We start from the raw sequence: 19,765 nt of genomic DNA on the forward strand, positions 1-19,765 counted from the left end.
CCATAATATAGATAGAAATCAGAATTGACAGTTGAGCTCAAACTCGCTGCTTTAAACCATAAGATACCTTGGTTGCTTGTTGTGTGAATAGTTTCTAATTCTCTTTTGAGCTTGGTGCTACCACCATTGTCAGTCATCACAATATCCGCACCTGTGGATTTTACGTTAGTCCAAAAATCATTACCAAAATCACTGAGGTCTAACATCACTGGAAAGTTGACCAGGTCACCTGTTACCTTGGCACTATCGACAGTGACTTTCATTCGATAAGCCCAATCACCGTTGTACCAAGTGGCCTCAACTTCAGCACAAGAAAAGCATAGCCAAAACAAAGCCAATAGCCAAATATAATTGAATTGTTTCAATCTTTTATACATCAAGTAAAGCTCAAAGCCTATTCTTATTATCTACCAAAAACCAATATTTGGACTAGATTAATTAACCTAGATAAATCAAACTCTATAGTCCATATGGAGTATTTTTGACAATTGCAGTAGAGTCACAGTACTTAGACTCAGTCCAGTCTATGCGTAGTTATCTAGTTCGCTGCGCCTAATGTGTATATCTATAGTAGAATTACTTACTCGTTTGGCAAATTCCAGACTCTATCATATGAAATTAGCACTACACTGGCGTATCTTTATCGGACTAATCTTGGGAGCAATCCTAGGTTATGTTTTTTCTCTTAATAATTTAGACGGCTCTGACTCTAACCCGGCTATTGGCTATTTGAAACTAGACCATATTACTTGGATGGGTGATCTATTCTTGCGTTTACTCAAGATGATAGTAATCCCGGTTATTGTTTGTTCATTAGTTACTGGTATTGGGCATTTACCAATGAAAAGTCTTGGTCGTATTGGTATTTTGACTTTACTGACATTCAAGGGACAAATGTTGTTTGCTGCTTTTGTTGGGCTTTTCTTTGTGAATTTGATCAAACCAGGACAGTATATTGATTTGCACGCCATTCTTAGTAAGGGCACTGGTGAGGATATTCATTTTATTACCGAACAGAGTCACAGCATAAGTGAGATTTTGCTAAGTATGATTCCGTCGAATATATTCAATTCATTGAGCACTGGTTCTTTGATTCAAGTCATAGTTTTCTCTATCTTCTTAGCTGTTGCTTTAGTGTCTGTCAAAAATGGTGATCGTATTCTTGCTTATTTCAAAATTGGGCTTGATGCGATTTTAACAATGACCCACTGGATTATGGGGCTGGCTCCGTTTGGTGTTTTTGCACTGATTACTAATACTGTTGCAATTGGTGGTATCACTGCAATTACTAAATACGGCATGTTTATGTTCACTGTCGTTGTTGCACTGATGACTATGCTCTTTATTATCGGTTCTATTGTTGTTCACTTCTTTACCAATTTCACTCCACTTCAATTCTTCGGTAAGATGCGTGAAGTGATGTTGACTGCTTTTTCTACTTCTAGTTCGGCAGCAACTATTCCAGTGACGCTTGAGACCATGGAAAAAGAATTTGGTGTGCCAAATAGACTTGCTTCTTTTGTAATCCCTCTTGGTGCAACTATGAATATGAACGGTGCTGCAATCTATGAAGCTATAGTTACTTTGTTTGTGGCACAGGCATGGTTGCCCGAACCTTTGAGTATTGGGAAACAAATTTTTGTTGTGTTTATGGTATTGCTTGCGACCTTTGGTACTCCTGGAATCCCGCATGGTAGCTTGGTTACAATCGCTGTTGTGTTTCAAGCTGTTGGTTTGCCACTTGAAGCGATTGGTGTGATCCTAAGTATTGATCGTATTTTGGATATGACTAGAACTATGGTTAATGTGAGCTTTGATTCTATTTCTTGTTTGATACTTGATAAATATTCTGGTATCGAAGATGAAGTGATTGATACTGACAAGATTCTCAATGTCGAGCATGCCTAAGTCTTTGTTTGTCTCTGGAACTGATACAAATGTCGGCAAGACTTTTTACTCTGTTGAAATACTCAAGCATCTAACTAAGCACCTTGCTTTGAATGAACTTGCCTATTATAAACCGGTTCAATGCGGTTCTGATAAGGACTATGATGTTATTAAGCAGGGCTTGCCTGGGATCGCAACTTATACTAGTTATGATTTGACTTGCCCTGCGTCGCCAGATTATGCAGCTCGTGTTGATGGAGTCGAGATTAGTCTTGCCACAATCGTTGATGACTTTCAAGAGATTCAGTCCAAGCACAAGTTTGTAATAGTTGAAGGGGCTGGCGGTCTTGCAGTGCCACTGAATGATAGAGACTTGGTTTCTGATATTGCTGCTAGTCTTGGTTTGCCGGTGGTTTTGGTTATAAGTAAAGAATTAGGTACGATAAATCATAGCTTGTTGACTATAGAGCATGCCAGGGCTCGCGGGATTGAAATTGCGGGCATAATAGTTAGTGGATTGGGTGATGATGATGAGCGGACCCGCGCATCTATTGAGTCAATCAAAAAACTAGGCAAAGTAGAGGAATTTAATCTAGCGTTATGCTTGAACAAAAATTAATTACAAGTTTTGATACCGTCAAGCAGCTTGATGAGTTTATTGCTAGTTTACTAATTCAAGAGTTGCAGAAACCAGGTTTGGTTTTGCTGCCAGTCGGCAACACTTTTGCTGGAGCTTCAGAACGCAGCCAAGGTATTTATCCACTTGTTAATGATTATTTTGCAAAAGCAGAGAACAGGCTCTATGGTTCTAATGAAAATCCGGAGATCTACAAAGAACAAAATCATCAAGTGCATCCCGAACTTAAATTAAGTCATCTTGATGAGCTTACCGGCAGTCAAACGAGTTTCGCTTCGCAGCTTGAAACTCAGTTGAGCAACGTTCTTAAACAGTGCTCTAGTTTTTATCGGATTGACGCCGAAGATATAAGCGGGTTTGAGAAATACCTAAGAATGGCTGGTGGACCAAGGTTGATAGTCTTGGGGCTTGGTGCCGATCCTAATACTGCGCATGTTGCTTTTATGGGAGAGGAGTATATCAATAGTTCTATTGAAAGAATTAAATTAACTGATGCCCTTGCTGCTATTCATGGCACTGATTCTGCCATCACCATTGGCTCTGATCTTTTTAGAATGGCATCAGTTGAGTCAATTATCGTTGTTGCCAAAGGGCGCTCTAAAGCCAAGTCACTGGCAGCAGCTTTTGAAGATCCTGATACCGGACTTGGTTATTTAATTGCGCATTGTGCTGGGAAATTGCAGATCTTTACAGATCAGGATGCTGTTTTTGAGTTGAAGTATTAATCTGCAATCGCAAACACAGTTCTAATAGAAGCCTCCACCTCTATCTGCCCTTGAGCAAAAGCATCCTCTTCAGCCATAGGAGCATCAGCAGCCATAGCCATCATCCTTACAGATTTGTAATTAGGTCTTGGATAATTGATAAAATCATTACTGAGTTCGTCTACTGTAATCAGCTCGCCGCGCTTGCTTACAAGCGGCGAAAGAATCAAATCCGTTTTTTCCATAGCATTAACCATAGCGTTTTTAAGCGCTTGTTTCTTTACAGTGGCTGGATCTTGCAGACCATATTCAACATTGCTAAGTTCATTAGAACCATTACTAACTACTGCTGCAATGACTCCAGCAAGCAAATCTAGCTTATGCAGCTCAACAACAAAAACTCTTGTCGCTTTATAACCATCGAAGTTATAAGTTCGTGTTTTAGTGTCGTATTTTTTTTCTTCAGTAATCTGCATAGATTCCAGTTGCATTTGCTTCTCATCAACGCCTAAGTCTCTAACTGAATTTAAAACTTTTTTGGCCGTTAGCTCATTCTTTTGACGAGCTTTCTCAGCGTCATTCTCTTTATTGATGATGGCAAACCTCATCGTTGCTTTGTCTGGATCGACTTTGATGCTTGACTTGCCGGTGACCGTCACTTGCCTTGGTTTGGATTCTTCTGCTTGGGCACTCAGCCCTAGAATTGTTAATATCACTGCTATGCATATTAGTTTTTTCATACCTACATTGTAACTAGTTTTGGAAGATAATTCATAATTATTTTGAATTGTGTTAAAGTTCTGCTGCTTTAATAGTGTCTAAAGCAAACAGTCAAAATTCGTAGACTTTTTACTTTACACCAGATTTTATGTTTTCAGCTTGAAGCTTATCACAAAACGAATTTCCCAGAAAATGGCTGGAGGCGTTTTCTGGATAAATTGTTTTGTGCATAAGCTTCTTAAGACTCGCGTACAGTTAACTTTTACTTTGACGGCTGGTTAAATAGAAAACTAAAAGCAATGGATGTCAAAATAATTATGAATTACTTTAAGCTATAATGATCTAATGGCAAAGGTAGCAATAGTAACAGGCAACGCCAAGGGACTTGGCAAAGCAATCTCAGAGCGCTTGTCTGAGCTTGCTTATTTAGAACCGCAAATAATTAGATCTAAGGATTATGATCTCAAAAATCCTCAACAAGCCCAAAGACTAATTCAAGAAACAATTGAGAAATATGGTCAGCTTGATTTATTGGTCAACAATATCGGCACTTATGCTGCAAAGACAATTGATGATTTGGAGATAAATGAATGGCAAGACATGGTAGCAACCAATCTCAACGCAGCTTTTTATTTATCAAAGTATGCTTTGCCACATTTGCGTAAGTCACGCGGTAGCATTATCAATATTGGTTTCGCTGGACTTGAATCTAATATCCCCATGCCAAGAATAATTGCCTATCAAAGTGCCAAGGCGGGTTTGCTGGCATTGACAAAAGGACTTGCAAAGGCTGAAGCTGTGAATCAAGTCAAGATCAATATGGTTTCTCCAGGTACTATGGAAAACTCAGTTGAGCATAATGCTATGGACAAGATACCGATGGGAAGGCTGGCGAAGATGAGTGAGGTTGTTGATGCGGTGATGCTTCTGGTACAAAGTGATTACATCACTGGCCAGAACATTGACATAAGCGGCGGCTGGGGACTGTGAGTTTCCTTACAAGCTCACAGGAAACTCAAGTGGGGGTGCGGTTATATATTCCCCTTCAACCGAACATACTTAGCAATGTTCATACCATCAAGAGCTTCGATTTTAGTTAAATCAGCATCAGAGACTTCACCGTCTACGTTAATCACCATCACGGCGCTTGCAGAGTCTTTGGTACGTCCAAGGTTCATACCGCTGATATTGACGCTTGATTCCCAAAGTATCTTAGATACTTGCGCAACCACACCAGGTTGGTCCTTGTGGAAAGTCACGATAGAGTGATTCTCTGGTCTAATATTGACTGGATATTTATCAATTTGAATAATTGCAGGGATATCACCTTGAAGCACAGTCCCGCCAATGGTTCTATTACCTGCATCGGTTTTGAGTGTAACTCTCAGTTTGTCGATATATGCGCCAGAATCTTCTGACTTAAGTTCGACTACTTTGATACCACGTTCTCTGGCAATCAATGGAGCGTTTACAAAACTAACACCATCAAGATGCACTGATAGAACACCTTTGAGGATTGCAAGTTTGATACCCTCAATGTTTTTATTGGCAAGTTGTCCGAGTGCTTCAATTTCAATTTCTTTAATTACGCCTTGAGTTAGTTGCCTAGACATTGAGCCCATATATTCAGCGAGTCCAAGATAGTGCTTGATATGTTTGACTAGCTCTGGTTTCAGTCCTGGTAGGTTGACAGCGGACCTTGCAACACCACCACTAAGCACATCTCTAATCTGCTCAGCAACATCGATTGCGACATTGAGCTGGGCTTGACTAGTACTAGCTCCAAGATGTGGAGTAAGAATTACTTTATCGCCGCATTTGTGTAGCGGAGAATCTGTGCATGGTTCCTTATCAAAAACATCAATAGCAGCTCCTGCGACCTTGCCAGAATTGATAGCATCGGCTAGATCCTGTTCATTGATTAATCCACCACGCGCACAGTTGATGATACGCACGCCAGTTTTCATTGTCTCGATACTTGTTTTGTCGATTAGGTTAGTTGTTTCTTTGTTACGCGGCACGTGTAGAGTAATGAAATCAGAACTGCGAAAGATTCCGTTGAGCTCGACTTTAGTCACTCCAAGATCTTTTGCTTTTTCTTCAGAGACAAAAGGATCATATCCAAGGACTTTCATTCCAAGAGCGAGAGCAACTTTGGTTACTCGCTGACCAATTTTGCCAAGTCCCACAACGCCAAGTGTGTGTCCATTAAGTTCAGTACCAAGAAATTCAGAACGCTCCCATTTATTTTCTTTGCAAGACTTGTCTGCTCTTGCAATATGGCGAGCGAGTGCCATCATCATTGCAACGGTATGCTCAGCAGCAGCAATCGTATTACCCTCTGGTGAATTGACAACGATGATACCTTTTTCAGTAGCTGTTTCAACATCGATATTGTCTACGCCAACACCGGCTCTGCCGATGATTTTGAGATTGCCAGCATGTTCTAGAAGTTCTTTGGTTGCTTGAGTTTGTGATCTAACTAGCAGAGCGTCATAGCCACCAATAATTTTGCCAAGGTCTTCAGCAGAGATTCCTGGTTTGTAATCAACCTCACAGGATTCCTTAAGGATGTCGATGCCGATATTGTCTAATTTGTCTGTTACGAGTACTTTTGCCATGGGCATTAAGGATAGCATTAAGCTTCAGCTTGAGGGATCCAATCATGGGGTAGCCCTTGCTTAGTGAAATCTTCTGAAACAGGTGAGAGATAGGCTTCTAGCAATCTAAGGAAGGGTGTATATTCATTTGGATTGTTAATAAAATCTTGAGTAGCTTGATAAATCTTGTTTGTGATTACATCTGTAAGATTGCTGCTTTTGTCGATGAGTTTGGCGATTGCTCTTAAGACTGAGGCAAATAATTGGTTCTCTTTTTGGGGATTGTTTTGTGGGTATTCAGTTTCTTGTGGATCTGCTTCAAATAATTTGTGTTTAAGCGTTGTTATTGCGGAATGAAACTCGATTAACCTTGAATCTTGGGTTTTCATTTGTTGCAAGGCATTATTAATGCGATCATCATTTGCAGTAAAAAACGCTCTAGTGTCTGTGACTAAATTTGGTTTTGCTCTTACTGAAGCATCCATACTCACAATGTGTATTATATCTTGAATTCTTGCGTGCGGTCAATGTACTATAATTAATACATATTGTGAAATTAACAGGCAAAACAATAATACTAGGAGTTACATGTGGTATTGCCGCCTACAAGACCGTACAGCTTGTTTCTGACCTCAAGAAATTAGGGGCGACTATTCATGTTGTTATAAGCAAGAACGCTGCCAAGTTCGTCGCGCCGTTGAGTCTTGAGGTAATGTCTGAGAATAAGGTGATTGGTGGACAAGTCTCTGAGGGTGAAATTGACCATATCAAACTCGCTGACCAGGCTGACCTGGTATTAATCGCACCAGCCACAGCTAACTGCATGGCAAAACTAGCATCTGGAATTAGTGATGAGATTATTTTTGATTTGATCTTGGCAAGCAAAGCTCCAATACTTATTGCACCAGCCATGAACACTAATATGTGGCAGCATGCAATTACTCAGCAAAACTACCGCAAACTCAAATCTATTGGTTATCATTTTATTGACCCTGAGCATGGTGAGCTTGCCTGCAAGCATGTTGGTCAGGGGCGTCTTGCAGAGTTTGACTCAATTATAGAGTCTGTTTGTAACTTGATTGGTATTAAGCAAAAACTAGCCGGCAAGAAGATCCTGATTAGCCTTGGAGCCACTCGAGAGAAAATAGATCCGGTGCGCTTTCTGACAAATCAAAGCTCTGGCAAAATGGGTTTTGCTTTAATAGAAGCAGCTTTAGCACAAGGGGCTCAAGTTACCGCTGTAACTACTATGGATCTGCCTCATCAAGCTGATAAAGTATTGCGAGTCGAGAGTCATGAAGAGATGCAAACTGCTTTGCGTCAAGAGTTTCCTGATCATGATGTATTGATCATGGTAGCTGCAGTTGCTGACTACAAACCCAAAGCTATTGCGGCTCACAAGATCAAAACCCAACAAAATCTCACAGTAGAGTTTGAACAAACGACAGACATAGTTGCTGAGCTTGCTGCAAACAAAAAATCAAATCAAGTGGTTGTAGCTTTTAGTGTTGAGACTGATAATGCAATTGAAAAAGCCAAAGACAAAATCATTCGCAAAAATCTCGATCTAATAGTTGTCAATTCTCCAGCGGCTTTTGGAGCTGATGCAGCGGAAGTGAGTATTGTTGATGCTGAGGGAGAGCTGACTAAATTAACCAAATCATCTAAGTCTTTGATTGCAAAGAAAGTACTAGATTGTTTGAAAATATCATCAAAAATAGTAAGTTAATGGTATAATTATGGTATGTCATACCAATTTAAGTTGCAAATCCCCATATCTAAAGATCTCAATGAGAAGCTTAAAATGAAGGTAGAGGAGATTGGTCTGAATTCCGTTAGTGATATTGCGCGTATGCTACTCACAAGTTTTGCAAATGGTAAATTGGAACTAGTCTTTGTTGATAGATCAGAAAGAATTTTACGACAAGGAGAATTGAGTACAATAGTTAGTCAGGATATGGAAACAGTCCAAGATAAATTGAAACCAAAAGAGAATTGTCAATGGACCTAAACAAAGCATTTAATTCGTGGCTCACTGATAGTGGTGAGTATCAAGCTGGCAAGACTTTTGAGTATGTCATGGAGAAGTATGGCTTGAAGCGTTCTGAGATTATCAGGCTTGCTGGCAATGAGTCAACTATCGGCACCAGCCCCAAAGCAATTAAAGCCGCTCAAGAAGCAGCTGCTAGTTCTAATTACTATGATGAACCACAATCAGAGTCTTTGATTCAAGCTCTTGAGCAGGATTTTGCTGCTTGCGGGCTTGATATGTCCAAGCTTGGAGTGGTTGTTGGTACTGGCATGGATAGTATCATTGAGCATTGTCTGGGATTGTTTTGTGATAGTTCAAGCTCTATAGTTAATTACAGTCCGACATTTATTTATTATGATTTTGCTGCTAAGCGTAAAGGGATAGAAGTTATTGATGTGCCTAGGACTAAGCCTGTGACTGCTATTCTAGATGCTATTCAGAAAAATACTAAGATGGTGTTTTTGTGTAGCCCCAATAATCCTGATGGTGCGATAACTAGTTTTGAAGATATAGAAAAACTCGCTGCTAATTTACTTGCCAAAAATATAATTCTATTTATTGATCATGCTTATATTCAATTTGCTGAGGCAAAATATGATGCAAGTATTCTTGCAGAAAAGTATGCAAACCTAATTATTGGTTTTACTTTCTCCAAGGCCTATGCCATGGCGGGTTTTCGGGTGGGTTATGGACTAATGTCCAAAGAGCTTCAAGCTCGTTACCTTAAACTCAATACACCGTTTCTTTGTGCCAAAGCAAGTCTCGCCGCAGCCAAAGTTGCACTTGAAGATGATACGCATTTTAATAAAATCATTGAGAACAATAATGCTCAAAAACCATATCTTATGGCTGAGTTAATCAAGCTAGGCTATAAGCCATATGAATCTCACGCCAACTTTATTTTGTTTGAAGCCAAGGTCAAAGCAAACGAAGTGCTTGAGAAGCTGATGTCACAAGGTATAATAATTCGTGCAATCCCCAATGTCAGTGACTTTGCGCTGCGTGTTACTATTGGGAAAGCAGACGAGAATCAGAAATTCATAGAGGCACTTGCCAATGTTTAAAATCAAAAATATATTCAGAATATCAATTGATTTGACTTTACTTAGTCTTGCTTTTATTTTGGCGACTGTTACTAGGCTTGAACCTGGGATTATTAGTCACACAGATCAGTTTATTTATGAACAACAATTATGGAAAGTATTGCCTTTAGTGGTGATAGCACAATTCTTGGTTTTGCTTGCTTTTGGTACTTACACCCGGTTCTGGCGCTATACATCTACTAGTGAAATTATTCATTTGAGCCGTTCTTTGTTAGTGGCTTTTGTTATTTTGGTGATTCCACGTTTCTTTGGTTTGAGCCCCAAAAATTCTGACTTGCTTGCCCTTTCTTATGGTGTCGTTGTTTTAGATTTCTTCATGGCAGTTGCTTTTTTGTCAGGTATTAGAATGCTCCGATCTTACTTGGTCAATCAACGCAATATTCAAAAACGTTTGCAGCACATTGACGGCAAGCAAAAACGCACCTTGATTATTGGTGCAGGTGAAGCGGGTTTGCAGGCAATACAGTCAATTCAAATGCACCCAGAGACTGGTTTGATTGTAGTGGGTGTGTTGGATGATGATACTCGCAAGCATGGCATGAAACTGGAAGCGGGAGTTGCTGTTCAAGGACCGATAACAGATTTGCAGTATTGGGTTGGAGAACTTTCTGTCGACCAGATTATTATTGCAATACCAAGCCTTCCGCTTCAAGAACGACGCAAGCTCAATATGCTTTGTAATGAAACAGGTGTTGATGTTCGTACTATTCCGAGTGTTGATCAACTTGCGGGCGGGCAAGTGACTGTCGATCAGATTCGCAAACTCAGTATGGAAGATCTGCTTGGTAGAGACGAAGTTGATATGAGTGGACCAGAAGTGCATGCCTTGCTTGAAGGTCGTAGAGTCTTGGTGACTGGTGCGGGCGGTTCGATTGGTAAGGAGCTTTGCATCCAGCTTGCCAAGAATTGTAATATCAAGAGTATTTGTTTACTTGGCAAAGGGGAGAACTCTATCTTTGACACTTGGCATAGTCTTGGTGAATACCTCGATCAAGATCAAATTGTCAAACGCATTGCTGATGTGCGCAATTATAATCGTATCGATTCTATCTTTGAGGAGTTTAAACCAGATGTAGTTTTTCATGCTGCTGCTCACAAACATGTACACTTGATGGAAATCAATCCTTGTGAGGCTTTTGAGAATAATGTCTTGGGCACGCAAAACATCGCTCAGCTAAGTGGCAAGCATGCGGTGGGCGCTTTTGTTTTGGTTAGTACCGACAAGGCAGTCAATCCAACTAGCATTATGGGTTCTACCAAATCGCTTGCTGAAAAAGTAACACTCATGACTTCTAAGGAATTTCCAAAGACGAAATACACTGCAGTGCGTTTTGGCAATGTATTGGGTTCGCGCGGTTCGGTGATTACTGTTTGGGAAAAACAGCTTAAGGCAGGTTTGCCAATTACAGTAACGCATGAAGAAGCGATTAGATATTTTATGACCATCCCTGAAGCAGCTCAGTTAGTGATTCAAGCTGGAGCTCGCGCTGCTGGCGGCGAAATAATGGTGCTTGATATGGGCGAGCCAGTCAAGATCCATGATCTAGCCAAGCAGTTTATTCAGCTTGCAGGATTTCCCTTGGATGATGTTGCTATTGAAATTACCGGTCTTCGTGAAGGGGAGAAGCTCTATGAGGAGCTTTTGACATCCGATGAGTTTGTCGATCATAAGATGACTGACAAGATTTACAAAGCCAAGATTGGTTCTGAGCTGAACGATGAGAAACTGCGTACTGCGCTTCTAGAGCTTGTTGATATTGCGAAAGCAAATGATTTTAATAAGACTAAAGTCAAGATCAAGTCTTTGATGCTTGAATTGGATAATGCCAAGATTGCAGTTTGACTTGATTATCGTTTGTTTTGCTTGAGAGTATTGAGAAGCGAGATAGTTTTTTGTAGTTCAAGGCTTTATTAGGGAGGATTTCAAAATTGCCGATAACGCAGAAGCTGGATAAAAGGACTAAGAGATAGGGAACATGGTCTGCAGCTTCATAGCTAAGTTCATGTCGCCTTTGATCTTCAATTTCCCCTGCATAAAAGCCATTTGAGAATTGAGTTTGCCTTCACGGATAGCCATCCAATCAGCATCAGCGAGTGCAATTTCTACAGAGGGAGCTTCAACGCCACCTTTGACTAGGTTGCAAGATCCTTTGTCTATATTAAATGCCCAGATGCCACCTTGGGGGCCCGAGATATTGAACTGATAAGTTGCATTAATACCTTGAGCGGCACTTGTATTAAAGTGCTTGAGCATTTCTTCGAAAACGTCGCCGATTTGAACCATGTTTTTAGTTTACCACCAAGATGTCTCGCTATAACAGCTATCGTTGTTATTTTAACTCACGCTCTTGAGAATCTTAATATTTAAAGGCTTTAGTTCTTTGCTTGGCTTGTCGAGTTTATATAAAGTAGCTTTTCAGCTATTATAAAGGCAAGGAAAACAATATGAGATTAAGAGAGTACGAAGCAAAACAGTTATTTAGTGAATCGGGAATCCCGGTTCCGCCAAGCACGGTCATCAAATGTGCCGAAGAGGTTTTTGGTCTTAAGACCTTCCCTTGTACTTTAAAGACTCAAGTTCTTACTGGTGGTCGCGGCAAGGCTGGAGGAATTCAGTTCGCTGATAATCCTAGTGATGCTTATGCTAAGGCGCAAAAGATTTTTGCTCTTGAAATCAAGGGTGACAAGCCAGTAGCTATTTTGGTTGAACCTAAAGTAACTATCAAAAGAGAATTATACGTTTCGATTTTAATTGATCGCGCCTATCGCGGACCGATTATCATGGCATCTGCTGAAGGTGGCGTGGAGATTGAATCATCTGGTAATGTCACTATCGTGCCAATCACTGGCGCGAACTACAGTCCTTATCTAGGACGCAAAATGGCAACTGAGCTTGGACTTAAAGGTAAAGAAGTACTTCAATTTGGCAATATTGTTAACAGACTTTGGGATGTTTACACTAAGTACGATTGCGATTTAGTTGAAATTAACCCGCTTATCGTTGATGGCGATGATAACTTCGTGGCGCTTGACGGCAAAGTCACTATTAATGAGGATTCGCTTGATCGTCAACCAAGATTTGATGGCATGCTTTCTGAGCATTTGACTGACCTTGGTGAGCGCGAGTTTAAGGGCAAGATGTGTGGTCTTAATATAGTTGAGCTTGAAGGTAATATCGGCATACTTTGTAATGGCGCTGGTTTGACGATGGCAACTATGGATTTAGTTTTTCATCACGGCGGCAAACCTTCTAACTTCCTAGATGTTGGTGGTGGTGCTAACAAAGAACATGTAACGAGAGCTCTTGATTTAGTTGCTTCTTCTGAAGATGTCAAAGTCCTCTTGGTAAATATACTTGGTGGAATTACTGACTGTGTTGAAGTTGCAAACGCTCTTAAGTACTATCAGGAAATTAGACCAGAAGCCAAAATGGTTGTAAGGCTTGTTGGTAACAACGAAGAGGCTGCACAGAAGATCATGAACGATGCTGGAATTCCAATGACTAATGTTTTGGATGAAGCAGTTAAGCAAGCAGTGGCGGTAGCAGCGTGAATCGCGTCGTAGCGTAGCGAAGACGGATCATCAGATCGCGTCGTAGCATAGCGAAGACGGAAAGGAGAAAAGAAGATGTCAGTTTTAATAAATAAAAATACCAAAGTACTAGTTCAAGGAATCACCGGCGGGATGGGCAAGACTCATACGGCGTTGATGCAAAAATACGGCACTAATGTCGTAGCTGGTGTTACACCAGGCAAGGGTGGTCAAGAAGTAAACGGCGTGCCAGTTTTTGATTCAGTGTCTGAAGCAGTCGCCAAGACTGGAGCGAATTGCTCAGTGATTTTTGTACCTCCTTATTTAGCATTGGATGCAGCACTTGAAGCGATTGATGCTGGTGTGCCTTTAATCTCTGTGATAACAGAAGGATTGCCTCCTCAAGATGCCGTCAAACTTCATGCAGCAGCAGAGAAGAAAGGTGTGTTAGTTAATGGACCAAATTGCCCAGGAATTATTACTCCAGGAGAGTGTTTGATTGGTATTCATCCAGGTTCTATTTATTCTAAAGGTAGAGTTGGTTTGATTTCTCGTTCTGGTACTTTGACTTATGAAATCGGTCTTGGTTTAAAACAAGCTGGTATCGGGATTTCTACAGCTGTAGGTATTGGCGGCGATCCAATTATTGGCATCGATCAAAAAATATCACTCAAATTATTTGAAGAAGATCCTGAAACAGACATCATTATTCTTGTTGGAGAGATTGGCGGCACGGCTGAAGAAGATGCTGCTGAATTTATCAAAGACAATATCAAAAAACCCGTCATTGGTTACATTGCTGGAAGAACAGCACCTCCTGGCAAACGTATGGGACACGCTGGTGCAATTATTTCTGGTGGTAAAGGTACTGCTGAATCTAAATCTCAAGCTTTTAAAGAAGCTGGTGTTTCAGTTGCAATTACGCCAAGTGAGATTGTTGAGCTAGTTAAACAAGCTCTGCCGGCTTTAACGGTTTAGCTAAACAAGTATCGGTGGATGCTTAGCTATAGCGAGCTGCAAGTGCCCGTAGGTGAGCTATTTTTTCTTTAAAACTTTTGCCTCTAAAATCAGCGCCGCTAAACACCAGTGACAATGCACAAGCAACCATAGTTAAAGCAAGACCCATTATTACAACAAATTCTAGAATATTATTCATTGGGTTTCTCCTTGTAATTTATTTTATCATTCTTCTTTGATAATTTATAATCTAAATCTGCATAGAGAATGAATGTGATTTTGATCATAAAGTAAGAGAGTATAATGAGGATCAAAGCTGTACAGCCTTGTAAATTGCAAAATCGGAGTATATTTTCTCCATATACAGTCATTTTGATTATGATGAGTCCTGTAATTGAGGCAAAGAAATAACTTATGCTTTTACATATCTCTGCAATGAATTTTTCAGCTTGTTCATAAACAATCATATTAATGTCCTTTTATGCTTTTGTGCTTCAAGCTCAATACAAATCCTAGCAAAAAATCAAGCCCTATCACCAAACTTGCGGTCAACACGCAAGCTAAGTGTTAATATTTAAAGTCATGCCTGAAGTCATCAAACTAAGAATTGATATTTATCCAATCGTGGACGGATTGAAAGGCGATTACAAAATTGCTGATCATATCAACCTCTCTGGTTCTGCTCCTAACTTGGGCTTTAATCCTATTACTGATTTGTATACTGCAAAGCATGAACCTGATGCAATCAGGCATCCTGCAAAACAAAGTTGTGCTAGTGATGACGACACAAAAAAGAACGGGGTCATGCAGGGCATGTGCCCCGACAGTGGTAACCAACATGATAGTCCAATTATAGTCGCATGTCTCAAACCCGCTACTAGACCAAGCCTAGCAGAAATTGAAGTCTTGAAAGAGAATGGTGTCAAAGCCTATTGCTATAACTTACTTGAGCCGGCTCTCTACGCTGCAGCCCAAGGCATGCAAGTAGAGGCAGTTGGTTTTGTGCCCAAGTTACCAGAAGGTTTTAAGTTTTATTGCACGGCGACAGGCTTGAAGACGGATCCTAAGAAATTAGATATTGCAATTGCAGTAGCTGATGAGCCTTGTTACTTTGCAGCGAGTTTCACTTCTAACAAAGTAAGAGCTGCCTGCGTTGAGAACAACAAAACTATTTATGCTAGAGATACTAAAGTCAGAGCTTTGATTTGTAATTCTGGTAATGCCAATGCCTGTACTGGGGCGCAAGGCGATCTTTATGACAATAAATTACGCCAAGCAATAGCTGATAGATTTAGTTTGGATACAGAAGAAGTACTGACTGCTAGTACCGGTAAGATAGGAATTCAGCTTGTGATTGATACTATGACGACTGCAATTCAGTCAGCAGCTCAATCGACAACGTTAGATTTTGCTGAGGCTATTTTGACTACTGATTTGATTACCAAGGTCCATCAAAATAGACATGGACTTGGTATTTGTAAAGGCTCCGGGATGATTCATCCAGAAATGAATCAAGCAACGATGCTTGGCTTTATATTCAGTGATGTGAGGCTTAAGGGGGTTGATGAAAGCCAGATGCAGCAAGAGTTTCGCAATGTATTGCAAAAGTCTGTCAACCAGAGCTTTAATTCCATATCAGTTGATGGCGATACTAGTACTAATGACATGGTTTTATTTATGTCTAGTGGCAAAGGTGCTTTAGTAGATCTTGATCAATTTCAAGATTCAATGAATGAGCTTTGCCGTGAGCTTGCTAAAAAAATAGTACTCGATGGTGAAGGTGCAACAAAAATAATTCAACTGAATTTGCAAGGTCTAGGTAACCAAGAGACTGCTCGCAAAATTGCAAGGCAGGTTCTTAATTCTTTGTTGGTGAAAACAGCAATTTTTGGTAGAGATCCAAATTGGGGCAGAATTATTGCAGCAATGGGGCAAGCACTAGCGGAGCATGGACTTGAAGTTGATATGGATCAAGTGAGTCTGGATATCCAAGGGCAGAGGGTCTATGAAAGCTCGATGCCAACAGGTTTTGATAAAGCAGCGCTTACTGAGAAGCTAAAAAAATACAAGGAAATAGTGATTGATCTAAGAGTCGCTGAAGGTGGCTTTGTTAGTGTTTGGTCCTGTGACTTGAGCTATGACTATGTGCGCATCAATGCCGAATACTTCACTTAAATTTGGTTCTTGGGGGTTCGAGAACGAGGCTTGCGAAATTCGAAGAAGGCTGAGTTGGCTGAGCCGCCAATGATGACTTATTCGGATGAGCGTAACGATGTTATCGGACTCCCAAGGACAAGATTTATGAAGCTGGCTTTATGAGTAGGATGGGATAACTATAAGTTCGACTATTACCATTGTATTCAACAATACTAAGTGGAATTTCATAATAACCATCATCATTTACATTGAGTCCAGAACTACGGAACTTGCTGTCTGAAGCAAAGTTGATAATGAGTTTTTTGCTTGCGCCTCTAGCGAGATTGAAGCGACTAGTATTGAATTTCACAAAACGTTGATAATAGCTATAACGTGGTTTGACCTTGAGGTTGAGGGTCCTTGTTTGAGTATTTTCAATTTCATAAATATACTTAGAAACTTTGAGTGCGTCTAATCTATTTTTGCTTGCAGTTGTAGTGCCGCTTGGTCTAAGACTCGTTCCAATATATTCGCTAACATCAAGTGGCTCGCTAGTTACTTCAATCGAGCTGCCATCATTGAAATAGATAGTCGCTACAACTAAGTAACCACCTGCTTCTCTATAAATATGACTAGCATAAACACTAGTACTACTCACTAGATCAATAAGCCCATCATCTTCAAAATCCCATTCGATTCTATCAATATTGTCATTGTCGATACTTGCATAAAAAAGATCTTTCTCAATATGGAAGTATTGACTCTTCAATGTTTGCGCTGAGCTTGGTAAGTGAATAGACCAGTCAGCATCATTGACCTCTGCAGGTGTGGTTCCGCTTCCATCTGATACAAGCTGGGTTTCAACTCTAAAGCTTGCAGCACTAGCGCTTAAAGTAATTGGAGTAACTCTAATCCCATTAATGTAATCATTAAAAACATTATTGAAAGGCGCCAGTCTATTGAATGCAATAGCTAGATTGATGTCAAAGTAGGAACCAGATGAGGTTTGACTTAAACCAGATCTTCTATCAATCATGTCACTAGCAAGTAGTGCTGAGTTGCTGATAGCTTCATCGTCGTTATGATAGATAAGTATCCCTCCACGTTCAGAGCTTAGTCCAGGTAAAAGAGTGATCGCGTCATAATTCTGTGCCTGTCTGTATTCTATAACATAGTATGTACCATCTCCAAGTGGTATACGAACGCTTTTGAGATTGCTACTGGTTTCTGAAATAGGACTTATAGTGAAGACTTCGTTGATTGTTTCAGTGGAACTTAGGTCTCTAAATTCTGTACTAGTAAACCAACCAAGATCATTTTGATGAATCGCATTAAGGTGAGCGAGGGTTGGAGCAAAGCCCATAATACTGTGTGCGCCGCCGTATTCAAGACTGTTACATCTTATCGTAAAAATATCTTCACCACAAACATTGGCGTTATCATGTTTGAGACCAAGGTTGTGACCAAATTCATGAAAGACAACTTCATGCAGTATATAGTCTTGGCTACTAGTTGCGATAGTCGATTTGATGATATTGAGAGACATTCTGTGACTACTGCCATCGGTAAAAGAGAGTGTGAACATTCCCACACTACCGACTCCGGCAACTCCACTTGGTAAACAAAATGAATCATCAGGGACAATCAATGAGAGCCGATTATAATCTTTAAGGTTGTGACCCGCTGAAAGAATGGCATTGAGCGCTTTAATCTCACCGCCCTCTGCAAAAATATTGCCGCCTGCACACATGTTTGGGACATTGAGGCTACTTATGACGTTACCTGTGAAACTAGTTCTGTTTTTAGATACTTCTTTATAGTAAGAATTGAGACTTGGCTCAGTGCTAGAGAAAAATGCACTTGTTAATTCAGCAGCGCTATGAATTGGATTGAACAGTGATCTTGAGCTATCGATGACACGAGCAACAAGAGTAGTTTGCACGCCACTTGATTCTGCTTGGCTAGTACCTATGAGTATTGTTTTGCTTCTGGGTTGAAGTTCTTTGTAAGACTCTACAACAAAATCATCACCATCTTGGTAGCCATTGATATTGATTGCATCAATTTTGCTTGGATCTTTTGGAGGGTTAAGAAATCTCAGTTTGATGCTTTTGCCATTTTGGAGATTGAGTTTGTAAAGCATCTCTGCTTTGCCAGTTTGATGATTGTGATCTAGTCGATCAATATAGAAGGCAGCTAAATATCCATCGATACTTTTCAAGTTGCTTTTCTTGGCCAAACTACTTTTAGATAGCTTGGTTGCAACTGCTGGACTCTCTATACGCAATCGCGCAGCTTGAGCTGAATTTGCTGTCAGGGCCAAGATTAGGATGATGCTTTTGGCTAAGTAATTTTTTAGAGTTCTAGATAACATGCATTACAGTTTAGCATAGACTAAGCTGCTTGAGCCAAAGATTGCTTTTGAGCGTGGATATTTTTGAGAGCAAGCTGAGTGGTTTCACATATGAAGCTAAGTGCAAATAAACTATTAGTGATTAGTCTTGAGCTAGTTTCTGGATTTATTGTTCTGGGTTGAACAAAGTATTGCATTGTTGCAAGCAAAATATCTGTTTTGTTGGCTGCTTCAAGAGCTTGTTTGAGTTGCACACTTGGAGCGACCTCTCGATCGGAACTTTGTTGCGAAACAGGTCTATTCATTAGTTCTGCTAGTTTGTTTGATGCTTCAGTGCCATCTGCATTGATCATTCTGTGCATTGCATTTTTAGTTTTATTAGCTGTAGTTCCTTGGTCAAGCAATCTTGCAAGATTGTCTTGAAGCCATTGAGCGAGTAAATCAATTTCATTAGTTGGCGCTTGGCTGGCTTCTACCATTTCTCTAAATCCAAGAGGACTGTTATAAAGATGGTTTGCTAATTCAGATCTTAATTCTATAGCGTCAGAATTTATTGTTGGATTTGCTGAGAGGGCTTCAATTAATTTGCGATTTCCTGTTGTTGCTTGTGGTTCTGATTTATGACGAGCTAAACTAACAGAATGCTTTCTTGCCATTTGGCTCAAAGACGTTTGATGGATATTTAGTTGTGCAACTGCTGTTCTCATAGTAATAGACTTCCTGCCAAAGTCCTCTTTATCTTCACTAACGGAACTAGTACTTTGCACCGTTCCGACTTTTTTGTCGACATCACTAGCAAAACTACGTTTGCCGGATGTCTAGATGAAAGAATAACGCAGTATATCTGGAATTACCCATATGTTAATACAAGGTTCAGTTTTAAGTTTTTGTTTATCTTTGGAGCTAGTCTGCCAACTGCTTCGCTACTGAAATAGAGTTCTTGCGAAAGTCGGAATTATCATCAACGCAACTTCCGCCTACTGGCGTCGTTGCGACCTTTTTTGAGGCGACATCTACTGCGAAACTTCGTTTCGGTGACTACTCAGGTCTAAAGTAAAAGCTCAATAAATTGAGGCAAAGTCCTTTATACGCGAGTCTTAAGAAG

At 40.3% G+C, this 19,765-nt stretch carries 19 protein-coding genes; 11 read left to right on the plus strand and 8 right to left on the minus strand.

Annotated features, from left to right (window positions below; genetic code table 11):
* On the minus strand, positions 1-377 hold a 377-nt coding region (locus O3C63_06110), incomplete at its 3' end, for a hypothetical protein (protein MDA0772500.1).
* A 235-nt stretch (positions 378-612) separates the two neighbouring features.
* Here O3C63_06110 and O3C63_06115 point away from each other — a divergent pair.
* The 3 genes from O3C63_06115 to O3C63_06125 are packed head-to-tail and all read left to right on the plus strand — an operon-like array spanning position 613 to position 3,249.
* The gene (locus O3C63_06115) at positions 613-1,908 is read left to right on the plus strand and encodes a dicarboxylate/amino acid:cation symporter (protein MDA0772501.1); all 1,296 of its coding nucleotides are present in this window, start codon (positions 613-615) and stop codon (positions 1,906-1,908) included.
* The gene (bioD, locus tag O3C63_06120; GenBank protein ID MDA0772502.1) at positions 1,892-2,506 is read left to right on the plus strand and encodes a dethiobiotin synthase; all 615 of its coding nucleotides are present in this window, start codon (positions 1,892-1,894) and stop codon (positions 2,504-2,506) included. The genes O3C63_06115 and bioD overlap by 17 nt, the downstream gene beginning before the upstream one ends.
* Positions 2,488-3,249, plus strand: coding sequence for a hypothetical protein (locus O3C63_06125; GenBank protein ID MDA0772503.1), 762 nt, complete (start codon positions 2,488-2,490; stop codon positions 3,247-3,249). The genes bioD and O3C63_06125 overlap by 19 nt, the downstream gene beginning before the upstream one ends.
* On the opposite strand, the gene O3C63_06130 is transcribed toward O3C63_06125, so the two are convergent.
* Positions 3,246-3,968 carry an SIMPL domain-containing protein gene (locus O3C63_06130; GenBank protein MDA0772504.1) on the minus strand — a complete coding sequence of 241 codons (723 nt, stop codon included), beginning with the start codon at positions 3,966-3,968 and terminating at the stop codon, positions 3,246-3,248. The genes O3C63_06125 and O3C63_06130 overlap by 4 nt on opposite strands.
* 325 nt (positions 3,969-4,293) lie before the next feature.
* On the opposite strand from O3C63_06130, the gene O3C63_06135 reads away from it, so the two are divergent.
* The gene (locus O3C63_06135; protein ID MDA0772505.1) at positions 4,294-4,938 is read left to right on the plus strand and encodes an SDR family oxidoreductase; all 645 of its coding nucleotides are present in this window, start codon (positions 4,294-4,296) and stop codon (positions 4,936-4,938) included.
* 41 nt (positions 4,939-4,979) lie between these two features.
* Here O3C63_06135 and serA read toward each other — a convergent pair whose 3' ends face one another.
* Positions 4,980-6,569: a phosphoglycerate dehydrogenase gene (serA, locus tag O3C63_06140; GenBank protein ID MDA0772506.1), complete on the minus strand. Its 1,590-nt coding sequence runs from the start codon at positions 6,567-6,569 to the stop codon at positions 4,980-4,982.
* Between the two features lie 17 nt (positions 6,570-6,586).
* Complete coding sequence (locus tag O3C63_06145) at positions 6,587-7,033, minus strand: hypothetical protein (GenBank protein MDA0772507.1); 447 nt, start codon at positions 7,031-7,033, stop codon at positions 6,587-6,589.
* Between the two features lie 65 nt (positions 7,034-7,098).
* Between O3C63_06145 and coaBC the strand changes: the two genes are divergently transcribed.
* From coaBC to O3C63_06165, 4 genes are read left to right on the plus strand one after another with little or no spacing between them, the layout of a single operon-like run.
* A complete protein-coding gene (coaBC, locus tag O3C63_06150; GenBank protein ID MDA0772508.1) occupies positions 7,099-8,277 on the plus strand; it encodes a bifunctional phosphopantothenoylcysteine decarboxylase/phosphopantothenate--cysteine ligase CoaBC in 1,179 nt (392 codons plus the stop codon).
* Between the two features lie 15 nt (positions 8,278-8,292).
* Positions 8,293-8,559: a hypothetical protein gene (locus O3C63_06155; protein MDA0772509.1), complete on the plus strand. Its 267-nt coding sequence runs from the start codon at positions 8,293-8,295 to the stop codon at positions 8,557-8,559.
* Positions 8,550-9,644, plus strand: a complete 1,095-nt coding sequence (locus O3C63_06160) for an aminotransferase class I/II-fold pyridoxal phosphate-dependent enzyme (protein MDA0772510.1) — start codon at positions 8,550-8,552, stop codon at positions 9,642-9,644. The genes O3C63_06155 and O3C63_06160 overlap by 10 nt, the downstream gene beginning before the upstream one ends.
* Complete coding sequence (locus tag O3C63_06165; protein ID MDA0772511.1) at positions 9,637-11,526, plus strand: nucleoside-diphosphate sugar epimerase/dehydratase; 1,890 nt, start codon at positions 9,637-9,639, stop codon at positions 11,524-11,526. The genes O3C63_06160 and O3C63_06165 overlap by 8 nt, the downstream gene beginning before the upstream one ends.
* Before the next feature lie 117 nt (positions 11,527-11,643).
* Here the strand turns inward: O3C63_06165 and O3C63_06170 are convergent, their stop codons facing one another.
* Positions 11,644-11,967: an SCP2 sterol-binding domain-containing protein gene (locus O3C63_06170; protein ID MDA0772512.1), complete on the minus strand. Its 324-nt coding sequence runs from the start codon at positions 11,965-11,967 to the stop codon at positions 11,644-11,646.
* A 161-nt stretch (positions 11,968-12,128) separates the two neighbouring features.
* Here O3C63_06170 and O3C63_06175 point away from each other — a divergent pair, with 161 nt between their 5' ends.
* Positions 12,129-13,235, plus strand: coding sequence for an acetate--CoA ligase family protein (locus O3C63_06175; protein ID MDA0772513.1), 1,107 nt, complete (start codon positions 12,129-12,131; stop codon positions 13,233-13,235).
* Positions 13,236-13,310: 75 nt separating this feature from the next.
* The gene (gene sucD / locus O3C63_06180) at positions 13,311-14,192 is read left to right on the plus strand and encodes a succinate--CoA ligase subunit alpha (GenBank protein ID MDA0772514.1); all 882 of its coding nucleotides are present in this window, start codon (positions 13,311-13,313) and stop codon (positions 14,190-14,192) included.
* Positions 14,193-14,214: 22 nt separating this feature from the next.
* Here the strand turns inward: sucD and O3C63_06185 are convergent, their stop codons facing one another.
* Entirely contained in the window at positions 14,215-14,370 is a 156-nt protein-coding gene (locus O3C63_06185) for a hypothetical protein (protein ID MDA0772515.1), read from the minus strand.
* A gap of 383 nt (positions 14,371-14,753) precedes the next feature.
* Here O3C63_06185 and argJ point away from each other — a divergent pair, with 383 nt between their 5' ends.
* Complete coding sequence (argJ, locus tag O3C63_06190) at positions 14,754-16,346, plus strand: bifunctional glutamate N-acetyltransferase/amino-acid acetyltransferase ArgJ (protein MDA0772516.1); 1,593 nt, start codon at positions 14,754-14,756, stop codon at positions 16,344-16,346.
* Between the two features lie 124 nt (positions 16,347-16,470).
* On the opposite strand, the gene O3C63_06195 is transcribed toward argJ, so the two are convergent.
* A complete protein-coding gene (locus O3C63_06195) occupies positions 16,471-18,681 on the minus strand; it encodes a hypothetical protein (GenBank protein MDA0772517.1) in 2,211 nt (736 codons plus the stop codon).
* A 20-nt stretch (positions 18,682-18,701) separates the two neighbouring features.
* Positions 18,702-19,367, minus strand: coding sequence for a hypothetical protein (locus O3C63_06200; GenBank protein ID MDA0772518.1), 666 nt, complete (start codon positions 19,365-19,367; stop codon positions 18,702-18,704).
* Between the last annotated feature and the right edge of the window lie 398 nt (positions 19,368-19,765).

The organism is Cyanobacteriota bacterium (assembly GCA_027618255.1).
Classification (GTDB): domain Bacteria; phylum Cyanobacteriota; class Vampirovibrionia; order LMEP-6097; family LMEP-6097; genus JABHOV01.